The organism is Marinobacter sp. (genome assembly GCF_035268745.1).
GTDB lineage: Bacteria > Pseudomonadota > Gammaproteobacteria > Pseudomonadales > Oleiphilaceae > Marinobacter.
Map to the genome: position 1 here is coordinate 24,610 of NZ_DATFKH010000038.1, position 11,269 is coordinate 35,878.

Here is an 11,269-nt window from a genome sequence, read left to right on the forward strand (position 1 = left end):
TAACTGAAAAACATGCTTTTTCAGTTTCATCTTTTGTGCCCGGGAGCGTCAAAGACTATGATGGGTTATCACCTAATTGGGTAGCTGACTATCCCGAAAGTGGTATCAGGCAGAGATTCCCCGGTTCATTTTCGGCAATGAACCCGGGAGCCCCCTGGTCAGGGCAACGGCGTAAACGAGAGTCCATGAAATCCCAGAATCCCCTTGTTAACCGGATTGTGATTGTTGTCGCTGCCATTATCATCACCGCGGTGGTCAGTATGGCAACCACACTCGCCGTCTCCCGCAGCATTGAAGGCAACGCCACTGCCATCAATCAGGTGGGCGCTCTTGCCATGGGCGCCTACCGCCTGCTTGCCGGCGGCAACGAGTTGCCAGCGCGCAGCAACCGGTTGAATGAGTTTGAGGCAATGCTGACCCAGAGCGGGATCGCCCGGGCTATTCCCCAGGCACCGGATCGTCCCTTGTCAGACCAGTATCTGACTGTTATTTCCAGCTGGCAGAATTCCCTTCGCCCGCAACTCGAGAACCGGCCCCAAGGCGAATCAGTCCCGGCGCCCCTGCTTCAGGCAACCGAAACCTTCGTGGCCGAAGTCAACCGTCTGGTCACCATGCTGGAGCACAGGACCGAAGCCCGTATCGATATGCTGCACCTGATCCAGATGATCAGCCTCGCGTTTTCCATTCTCATTGTGGTCGCCCTGTTCCTTGACCTGAAAAACCGCGTTTTACGCCCCCTGCGGAAACTGGTCAGTATCGCCAGTGCAGTCAGTGAGCAGGATTTCACACAGAAAGCCAATCTTAAAGGCTCGGATGAACTGACCAAGCTGGGCGTTGCATTCGACCAGATGACCAGTGAACTTGCCCTTACCTATTACGAGCTGGAACAGCGAGCCCGGATCAAAACCGAAGAGCTCGAAAAAAGCCACGCGGCGCTGCAACTTCTGCACGCCGCCAGCCGCGATCTGTTCTCCCACCAGGATCTTTGCACTGGCGCCATCCCCATGTTGCAGAAACTGGAGCAGTTGCTGGAGGTGGGGCCAATCCGTCTTTACCTGCACGACAAGCAATCGACGAAGCCGGTCGAGGCAGTCACCACGGCCACGCGCGACCGGCCCTTCTACTGCAAGGATCACCACTGTAACGCCTGCCTGGTCAAACCCGAGGTCTACGACGAACTTCCTGGCGAAGATAACGACGGGCGCCGGTTGCTGTTGCCGATCCGGACCTCCAGTCAGTTGCTGGGAACACTTGAAGTCTGGTATCCGGCAGCAAATGGCCTCTCGCAGACTGCCCGCCAGTTACTGGCAACACTCAGCGACCAGCTTGCAACCGCCATCTTTCTGGAACAGCAGATCACCGAGCAACAGCGCCAGACCCTGGCCGAAGAGCGCACCGTCATTGCCCGGGAACTGCACGATTCTCTGGCGCAATCACTGTCGTACCTGAAAATGCAGGTTGCCAGGCTACGGCGCCTTAACATCGAGGGCGAACAGAAACCGTCACACGATTCCATTCTCGATGAACTCAGCACCGGATTGAATAGCGCTTACCGCGAGTTACGGGAGATACTGACCACGTTCCGGCTGAAACTCGACACCCCGGATCTTGCCACAGCCCTGCGCAAGACCACCGACGAGTTTTCCGAAAGACTGGGCAAGCCGATAAACCTGGACTATGGCCTGCCACCACGAACCCTGTCGCCGAATGAGGAAATCCACACTCTGCAGATTGTGAGGGAAGGCCTTGCCAACGCGGTCAAACACGCTGGAGCCAGCCAGATTTCGGTGCACGTGGTGTTTGAATCTCCGCAGGTCAAGGCCAGAATTCTTGATAATGGCAAGGGTCTTCCCGACAACGGGCAGCCCGTCGGCCACTACGGCCTGGTCATCATGCAGGACCGCGCCAGAACCCTCGGCGGCCAGATAAGAATACAGAACCGTGTGGAAGGGGGTGTAGAAGTCATGCTCGCATTTGTGCCGAAAAACCGGAACCTGATCACCACACAAACCTCCACCGCGTGATAACAAAAGAGAGAACACGATGTCTGAATCACCTGCCAGCATTCTGCTTATCGATGACCATCCCCTTCTTCGACAGGGTATCAAACAGCTTGTAGAGATGGAGGACGATATGGTGGTTGCTGCGGACGCGAGCAACGCCGCTGACGGCATCCGGCTGGCCATCGAGCTGGAGCCGGACCTGATTCTTATGGACCTGAACATGCCGGAAATGGATGGCATTGAAGCACTGCAGAAACTAAGGGAACTGAATATCAGCTCCCGCATCATCATGTTCACGGTATCCGACCAGGAGGACGACGTGGTTGCGGCGTTGCGGGCGGGGGCAGACGGCTACCTTCTCAAGGACATGGAACCCGAGGACATGCTTGCGCGCGTGAAACAGGCAGCTCTCGGCAAGATGGTCATCAGTGACCGCCTTACCACACTGCTGGCCGAGGCCCTTCGCTCCAAGAAATCCCGGCAGTCAGACCGCCCGGATTTCGACAGCCTGACCCCCCGTGAAAAAGATATCCTGCGCCTGATTGCCGAAGGCCTGTCCAACAAGATGATTGCCCGCAAGCTGGACATCAGTGATGGCACCGTCAAGGTCCACGTAAAGCACCTGCTGAAAAAACTGAACCTGCACTCACGGGTGGAGGTGGCTATCTGGGCAGTTGAGGGCGGCTTACACAAAGGTTGAGTAGACAGCCGGGCCCGCTAGTCCCGGCCTTTGGGCGGAAACTGCGGGGCCAGGCTCCAGCTGTCCAGCCAGGCTTCCAGCTGGTCCGATGGCAGCGGACAGGCAATGGCGTAGCCCTGGGCATGGTCACATCCCAGTTCGATCAGAGTGTAAGCCTGCCCGTCAGTCTCAACGCCCTCCGCTGCAGGCTCGTAGCCAAACGCTTTGGCCAGCCCGACAACGCCCTGCAGAATCGCAGAGCTCTCCCGGGGATCATCGACCCCGCTCAGCAATTCACAGTCTATCTTCAGAGTGTTAACGGGGAGCCGCCTGAGACAGGACAGGGACGAAAATCCGGTGCCAAAATCATCGAGGGAGAATGTCACCCCGAGGTTCCTGCATTCCCGGATGATCGCGGCAGATTGTGTCAGGTCACTGAGTGCTGCTGTATCCTGTATTTCCAGGTCAAGACGACCCGGATCGAGTTCAGGAAATTCCGCCAGAGTCTGTTTCAGCCAGGCAACAAAACCTGCTGACTGCAGGTGCAAAGCAGCGACATTCACGCCAATTTTCAGGCTGATGCCCCGCTGCTCCCAGTCCCGCAGCTGGCCCAGGGCCTCGCTGAGAACCCATTCACCAAGCTCTGTAAGCAGGGCCTGGTTCGCAATTGCCGGCAGAAAATCGTCGGGCAAGAGTAATCCTCTATCGGGGTGCCGCCAGCGTATCAATGCCTCCACCCCCACCACAGCACCGGTCCTGAGATTGACCCTGGGCTGGTAAAACAGCCGGAACTGGTTCTCCCGTATGGCTTTCGCAATTTCCGCGGGCAGCCAATGGCGGCCGCCCGTCGATTCCTCGCTCATCCGTTTCTGCCGGTCAGTCCCCGGATCATCAGTAAGCGGCTTCCATTGATCCTTCTGCAGCTGATACAGCTCATCTTCCACCTGCTGCCTGGCCATTTTTTCCTGCATCAGCTGTATTGTGCTGGAAGAGAGCGTTCCGTAGGTTTCCAGCAATGCCGAGACCATCAGGGACACCGAGCCACTGAGTTCCGAATCCGCTTTTTCTTTGGCCTCCTTGAGAGGTGTTCCCTCGATCACGGCTCTGGCCGTCAACGCCATCCGGCGATCAGACTCGAGAATATGAAAGGCAAGCCAGCGGGTAAGATAATCAAACAGGTCCGCAAGAACACTCTCCTGGGGCTCCTTGCTTTGACGCAGCGCCTGGATCCGTTCGAAAAACATCTGATGGCAATCGTGATGGTTTCTTGTGACCTCGGAATCACCAAACGTTTCCTGCCAGACACTTTCCTCGTATTCGAAGTGGTAGGAGGCGTAGGACAGCAGTTCCTCGAACAGCACCGAACTGTTCGTTTCAGAGTCGACAGACGCAAAATGCCGGGCTAACCTGTTGACGATATCAACAAGCACCTTGTGCTGTTCATCAATCTTCTCCAGCCCGGTCTCGAAATTCCGGTTCCAGGGGAAGATTCTGAACACCTCCGGACCTTTGTGTATAAGCATTGTCACGTGGAGTCCACCTTTTCTGGTGACTTGTCATGCCCTGAAGCATAGCTCATCGAAGGCGGATACGAAAAAGGATTTCCGGTAAATCAGCCTCTGGTTGCGCAACGTCAAACTAGCGGATATTTTGTTACCCATGGCAACCCGGTAGTCCCCGATACTGTCCCGGCCCGGGGCCGGAGTTAACCCCGTTGTGCGCCCTGCAAAGAGTGGAGCAACACGTTTATCTGAGGGAGAAAACCTTATGCGCGTTCTGACCGGCCTTGTACTGGCCAGCTTAGCCATTCCCGGCCTGGCCAGCGACAGCCCCCTGGACCGCCACAATGAAATCATGAGCAACGAAACGCTCCGCCAGCAGGCCTACAATGCGGGCAAGGAAAGAATTCTGTTCTGTGGCTACTGCCACGGTGCCGACGGCAACAGCAAGCGTGACTATATCCCCAACCTGGCGGCACAGAACCCGGTCTACCTGTTCAACGCCTTCCGCAAATTCGGTACGGGTGAGCGGTCGGACTACGTAATGTCCAGTCTGGCGAAAATCCTGTCCGAGGAAGACAAGGTAAATATTGCCATTTATTATTCCGGCCAGGAAGTGATCAGTGAGCCCCCGGATTCACCTGCCCTTTACAGCCAGGGTGAGACAGTTTACAGCAACGCCTGTCGCCAGTGTCATGGCAAGGAAGGCAAGGGACAGGCGGAACTGCCGCGGCTGGCCGGCCAGCCGACAGAGTACATTCGCAACACCCTCAGGCTTTTCAGGGACAAGGACCCGGCACGTCAGAGCGAAATAATGACAGCCGTGGCCGCCAACCTTTCCGATGATGATATCCGGGCCGTCGCCGAGTATGTCCGGAGCATGGACAGTAACTGACGCGCAGGCGCTGGCAACGCCGAACCAGGGGCTCAGATGATCTGAGAGAACCGCTTGCTGGCGCCTTCCTTACGGTACAGGTCAAAAATCTGGCAGATCGCGCGGATCAGTAACCGGCCCGCTGGCTGGACCTGAAGCGCCCTGCCGTCATCACCAATCAGCTGATCCTGGATCATGGGCTTGAGCCGGTTCAGTTCATCCTTGAAGTAGGTGTCCAGGTCTTCCCCCCAGACCTCTGCAAACAGCTGGCGTTCCAGCCGGAACTGACAGATCAGCTGACCGATCACCCAGCGCCGGATGCGGTCATCCCGATTGAGATTGACGCCTTTGGTAATCGCCAGCTGGCCTGCATCGATAGCGGCTTCCCAGGACGGCAGATCGTGATTGTTCTGGAAGTAGGCATCGTCGGTCTGACCAATAGCAGACACTCCCAGAGACACCAGATCGCATTCGGAATGGGTGGTATAGCCCTGGAAATTCCGATGCAGCCGGCCTTCCCGCTGCGCCACCGCCAGACTGTCGTCGGGCTTGGCGAAGTGGTCCATGCCAATGTATTCATAGCCTGCTTCCAGCAACCGGTTGATGGTGTTGTGCAGGATGGTCAGCTTCTGCTGGGGACTGGGCAGTGTGTCCGCCAGAATACGGGTCTGCGGGTAGAAGCGGTCTGGCAGGTGGGCATAGCTGAACACCGACAGCCGGTCCGGCGACATTTCGATCACGGTTTCCAGGGTTTCCGCAAAGCTTTCCGGGGTCTGGTATGGCAGACCGTAGATCAGGTCCAGGTTGATGGAGCGGAAGCCGAGCCGGCGGGCCTCATCCAGAACCGCTTCGGTCATTGCCTGTGGCTGGATCCGGTTGACCGCTTTCTGGACCTGCGGATTCACATCCTGCACACCCAGGCTGATGCGATTGAAACCCAGGTTCCAGAGCGTTGGCAGGGTATCGTGATCCACTTCCCGGGGATCTATCTCAACACTGTAATCCCGCTCGTCACCGGTCTGCAGATTAAACAGCTCCCCGTAGCCCGCCATCAGGTGTTCCATCACGTCCCGGAGCAGGAACGTAGGCGTACCACCGCCCCAGTGCAGCTGAGTCACCGGCCGGTTCGCTCCGAAAAGGTCTGCCTGAATCGCCGCTTCTTTCAGCAGCCGCTCGACATAGGGCATCGCCTTGTCGCGTTTCTTGGTGATGACCTTGTTGCAGGCGCAGTAGTAACAGAGATGCGCGCAGAATGGCAGGTGGGTGTAGAGCGACAGGGGACGGTTGCTGGCCTTGCTGCGAGCCGCTGCCTCCATCATTTGTTCCACCGGATAATTCTGGTTGAACTCCACAGCGGTCGGATAGGAAGTGTAGCGTGGGCCGCTCAGGTCGTACCGGCGAATCAGTGCTTCATCCCAGATGAATTCCGGCAGAGTGGACTGTGGAGTTTTTAATGCGGTGTTTGAGGTCATAGTGCGAGCCTTGAGCATCAGAATAAGGGTAAAGCGGCCAATGCATAGGATAATATCAATTACACGTCTGAACCACCCTTACGCACTTGGCGTATTCCTTCTAACCCCTTAGGGAGTGTTCGGTGTTTAAAGTTTCGTGTTTGGCGCCCGGTGACATGCCCGCCAACCTACAAACTGGAGTTCAATTTCGTCCATGGCAAATCTGATTCTGATTCTAGGCGACCAACTGACTGTCGACATAAGCGCCCTCGAAAACGCTGACAGAAGCCGGGACCGTATTGTCATGGCCGAGGTCCACGACGAGGCCAGTTACACCAATCATCACAAGAAAAAACTCGTTCTGGTGTTCAGTGCCATGAGGCATTTTGCTCAGCAACTGCAGGAAGACGGCTGGCAGGTTCACTATCAACGGTATCACCCGGACAACCATGCCCGGAGCCTGGAAGCGGTTGTCGCCGACCAGCTGGAACAAACCGGCGCAGGCAGAGTCATTACCACCGAGTGCGGCGAATGGCGCCTGCACGAGCAGATCGGCCAATGGCATGAATCCCTCAGGGTGCCGGTGGAAATCCGTCCGGACACCCGCTTCTTTGCCAGCAAAAAGGAATTCGCTGACTGGGCAGAAGGCCGCAAGCAGTTGCGAATGGAATTCTTTTACCGCGAGATGCGCCGCAAAACCGGCCTGCTGATGAGCCCTGACGGCAAGCCCGAAGGCGGCGAATGGAATTATGACGCTGATAACCGCCGCAAGTGGACCGGCAAACCTGCGGCGCCCGCCCCGTTCCGGATCGAACCGGATGCGGTGACCCGGGAAGTGATCGAACTGGTCGACACCCACTTCCAGGAACACTTCGGCACCACCGACGATTTCCATTTTGCCGTTACCGCCACCGGCGCGCAGCAGGCTCTGGATCACTTCATCGACTTCGCGCTGCCGTGCTTCGGGGACTTTCAGGATGCCATGTCAGACCATGAGGACTGGCTCTTCCATTCCATTCTGTCGCCTTACCTCAACTGCGGCCTGCTGGACCCGATGACAGTCTGCGAAGCGGCCGCACAGGCCTGGTACGCCGGGCAGGCGCCGATTAACGCGGTAGAGGGGTTTATTCGCCAGATTCTGGGCTGGCGCGAGTTCGTGCGGGGCATCTACTGGATGAACATGCCGGGCTACGCTGAGCAGAATCGTCTGGGCAACACCCGGGATCTGCCCTGGTTCTACTGGACCGGCGACACCAGAATGCGCTGCATGCACAAGGCCATCGACGCCACCCGCCGCAACGCCTACGCCCACCACATCCAGCGACTGATGGTTACCGGCAATTTCGCCCTGCTGGCCGGGGTGCGCCCGGAGGCCATCTGCGACTGGTATCTGGCCGTGTATGCCGACGCCTACGACTGGGTGGAACTGCCCAATGTGCTGGGTATGGTGATGCATGCCGACGGCGGCTATCTGGGCTCGAAACCCTACGCCGCCAGCGGCAAATACATTCAGCGCCAGTCGGACCACTGCAGCAACTGTCACTACAAAGTGAACAGGGCCACGGAGCACGACGCCTGCCCGTTCAATGCGCTGTACTGGCACTTCATCGATCGCCATCGGGATAATTTCGCCAATAATCCACGCATGGGCATGATGTACCGGAACTGGGACAGGCAGAAACCGGATCGACGGAAAGCACTTCTCAGGCGGGCTGAGGCGTTGCTGCAAAACCTTGACGGGATTTAGTCTCCTGCTGCTGCTACTCTGTAAGGAAAGGATCTTGGCCTGTTGGCTACGGATAGTATGAAATATTCAAAAAATCTTCTGGCGATCGTATCAGCGATGATCCTTCTGCCCGGTTCAGCCCGGGCAGAAAACATCGAGTTTTATACCTTTCCGTCAGCGCCTTATCAGGTTGTAACCGACATACCCGGGTCAGACCCGCACGTCCGTGGCCTCACGGTCGATGTTGTACGTTGCGCCACTGCCAGTGCCGGACGAGAGAGCCGGGTCAGGGCTGCGCCCCAGAAACGGGCCGTCCGGTTTCTGATGAATGGCCTGATCGACGGATATTTTGCGGTTGATCCCTCGATGGCCCTCGATGAGGTCGCGTTCCGGACCCACCCCGTGGCCCTCGAAAAATGGTTTCTGGTTTCGCGCTCCGGTTCGAGGCCACCGGAGGAACCCAGAATCGGGGCGGTCAGCGGCAGTAATGAAGAGGCCTGGCTGCTGGCAAACGGCGAAGAGATCTTCATGTCGGTGCGAACAGCGGAACAACTGATTGCCCTGCTGGATCGCGGTCGCATTGACCAGGCACTGATGGATCAGCGGGTACTGGCGAACCTGAGCCACAGCGACAATTTCACCACTCAGTTTGTGCGCTATGTGCCGTTGCATGTCTACTTCGGTTCCGGCTTCGTGGACCGTAACCCCGAATTTATCGCTACTTTCAACCAGCAGATTCCCGGCTGTATCAACGAGGGTTTTGACCTTGACCAGTCAGAGAACGACCAGATCCGTGTCATTGCCCACGAACTTTTCCGCTCGCTTGAGGCCGCCGTCCCGATCAGAGCAGCCATTGAAGCGGGGCCGGACATCAGCAGCCTGTCCGAGATTCTCAATCTGGATGCCCAGTGGCGGGCGATGGCACCCGGGCACTACTCGGAAATGGCCAGAATCATTGCCAGTCAGGAAGCGTCCATCGCCATGAACAGGTGGCAGAAAAATCAGGAGTCGCTGGTAACCGAAGTCATGCTGACCAACAGCATCGGCACGCTGGTTGCCATGAGTGGCCTCAGTTCTGATTTCTGGCAGGGCGACGAAGCCAAATTCGAACGCCATATCCGCAAAGACCCGAGCAACCTTTACATCTCGCGCGTTTACTATGACGAGTCCACATCCCGCTTCCAGGTGATCGTAAGCAAGCCTGTCATCGCCGCGGGCCACTGGCTTCCCCTGGGCGTACTGGTGATCGGGCTTGACGTGGAAAAGGCGTTGGCCGGCAAGAGTGATGCGTTAACTGAGCGTTAATCCTGATCAGCTGCTCATGGTGGCCCGACCTCGCAGGCCAGCACCAGTGCCCAGAACTCCGAAAAATCATTGACCACCACATCCGGTCGGTCCGGGTGCTTATGGGTACCGGGAAAAATCCGGTTAAGCCAGGGCTGGTCCCACTGGGCACCATTGAAGAATACGGCGGTCATCCCGGCGCGCTTGGCGGCAATGACATCGGTGGTGCTGTCGCCCACATACCAGACACTGGCACCGGCAGGGTAATGCAGCTTTTCGGCGGCCAGCAGCAACTGGTCCGGATGGGGTTTGCGCAGCGGCACATCGTCACCGCAGACATCCACGGCAAACAGATGGGTCCAGCCAGTACCCTCCACGGCCGCCAGTTCATACTCGAAAAATTCGCGGTCGCGATTGGTGATCACTCCCACCTGGATTCCCAGACGCGCCAGTCCCTCAAGCACTTCACGGACTTTAGGCTCGAACGCTGTTACCGTGCCATAGTGATTCCGGTAGTGGCGATTGAAGGCCATGTGGGCCCTGTGCTTGGCGTCCTGGTCGTCACCGAACAACACCTCGAAGATATCCGTGCGTGAAATCTTTCGGTCCGCTTTCACCCTGGGATGGAGACGCGCGAACTCACGCACATGGGCAACCAGCCGGGCATCTTCCGGGGTCTTGCTGTCTTCCGGTGCAAGCATGCGTTCGATCAGTCCCAGTCCGTCAAAGTCCGGGAACATATCGTCCACCGCGTGGTACATGGCATCGAGGGTATCCACCAGGGTGGCGTGCCAGTCGAACAGCACAACCGCCGGCCTGATCAGCTTTACAGCGGCCGGGTGCCAGTCGGGCTCCTGGCGCGGGGCCGGCCGTTCAGGTTTCGGGAAGGGCCGGGGCCTGACTGTGGCGGGCATGGCCCGGAAGGCGTCGGGCTGGTTGCGTTCCAGCAGCGCCAGCAGGTCGATCAGCTCCTCAAAGCTGTCGGCAATGGCAGACGGTGCATCCCGGCTGCTGAACCAGCTGTCAATGCGCTCCGGCTCCCATCCCGCGCCATTGTAGAAAATGCCGGACACGCCTGCCCGGTTCGCCGTCACCATATCCACAAAGCTGTCGCCAACATACCAGGCACGGGCGTCAACCGGCAGATTCAGCTTTTCCAGGGCGCGGGTAATCACTTCGGGGTCGGGTTTGTACTCGGTCACGTCGTCGGCGCACACGGTGGCATCAAAAAGATTCTGCCAGCGCCCTTCGTCCACCGTTTTCAGCTCTTTATCCAGAAACTCCCGGTTGCGGTTGGTAGACACCGCCAGCGGGATACCCATCTGCTTCAATGCTGTCAGGTACTCATAGGCGCCCTGCTGGAACGGGTGCACCTTGCCGAAATGTTTCCGGTAACAGTGGTTATAGGCTTTGTGGGCAACCAGTCTGGCCTCTTTGTCATCGCCGAAAATGGCATTGAAGATATCGGTTCGGGATACCCGACGTTCCGCCAGAATGCGCGGATGCAGCCGCCGGAATATCCGGATATAGCGCACCAGCCGGGCATCATCGGTGGTGCGGCAGCGGTCTTCAGGCAATAGCCGCTCCACCAGCCCCAGTTCCTCAAGCTGCGGCAGCATCTCCTCCATGGCGCTGAACATGGCATCATGGGTATCTACCAGGGTTCCATGCCAGTCAAATATCATCACCGCGGGAGCGGGTAATCGATCACTCAATCGCGCCATGAAAAATCCTTTGGATTCACCGCAACGTA

Annotated in this window: 8 protein-coding genes; 5 read left to right on the forward strand and 3 right to left on the reverse strand. The window is 57.7% G+C overall.

The window, feature by feature from the left end:
* The first annotated feature begins 185 nt into the window (after window positions 1–185).
* A complete protein-coding gene (locus VJ956_RS02680; RefSeq protein WP_324081352.1) occupies window positions 186–2,024 on the forward strand; it encodes a histidine kinase in 1,839 nt (612 codons plus the stop codon).
* Window positions 2,025–2,043: 19 nt separating this feature from the next.
* Window positions 2,044–2,703 (forward strand): two-component system response regulator NarL, encoded by a 660-nt coding sequence (gene narL / locus VJ956_RS02685; protein WP_324081358.1) that lies wholly within the window; start codon window positions 2,044–2,046, stop codon window positions 2,701–2,703.
* Between the two features lie 17 nt (window positions 2,704–2,720).
* On the opposite strand, the gene VJ956_RS02690 is transcribed toward narL, so the two are convergent.
* The gene (locus tag VJ956_RS02690; protein WP_324081476.1) at window positions 2,721–4,205 is read right to left on the reverse strand and encodes an EAL domain-containing protein; all 1,485 of its coding nucleotides are present in this window, start codon (window positions 4,203–4,205) and stop codon (window positions 2,721–2,723) included.
* 244 nt (window positions 4,206–4,449) lie between these two features.
* On the opposite strand from VJ956_RS02690, the gene VJ956_RS02695 reads away from it, so the two are divergent.
* Window positions 4,450–5,076 carry a c-type cytochrome gene (locus tag VJ956_RS02695; RefSeq protein ID WP_324081365.1) on the forward strand — a complete coding sequence of 209 codons (627 nt, stop codon included), beginning with the start codon at window positions 4,450–4,452 and terminating at the stop codon, window positions 5,074–5,076.
* Between the two features lie 32 nt (window positions 5,077–5,108).
* On the opposite strand, the gene hemN is transcribed toward VJ956_RS02695, so the two are convergent.
* Complete coding sequence (gene hemN / locus VJ956_RS02700; RefSeq protein ID WP_324081371.1) at window positions 5,109–6,527, reverse strand: oxygen-independent coproporphyrinogen III oxidase; 1,419 nt, start codon at window positions 6,525–6,527, stop codon at window positions 5,109–5,111.
* Window positions 6,528–6,720: 193 nt separating this feature from the next.
* Between hemN and VJ956_RS02705 the strand changes: the two genes are divergently transcribed.
* The gene (locus VJ956_RS02705; protein ID WP_324081378.1) at window positions 6,721–8,253 is read left to right on the forward strand and encodes a cryptochrome/photolyase family protein; all 1,533 of its coding nucleotides are present in this window, start codon (window positions 6,721–6,723) and stop codon (window positions 8,251–8,253) included.
* A gap of 57 nt (window positions 8,254–8,310) precedes the next feature.
* Window positions 8,311–9,537 (forward strand): transporter substrate-binding domain-containing protein, encoded by a 1,227-nt coding sequence (locus VJ956_RS02710; protein ID WP_324081386.1) that lies wholly within the window; start codon window positions 8,311–8,313, stop codon window positions 9,535–9,537.
* Between the two features lie 14 nt (window positions 9,538–9,551).
* On the opposite strand, the gene VJ956_RS02715 is transcribed toward VJ956_RS02710, so the two are convergent.
* A complete protein-coding gene (locus tag VJ956_RS02715; protein ID WP_324081388.1) occupies window positions 9,552–11,240 on the reverse strand; it encodes an HAD-IA family hydrolase in 1,689 nt (562 codons plus the stop codon).
* Window positions 11,241–11,269 lie beyond the last annotated feature (29 nt).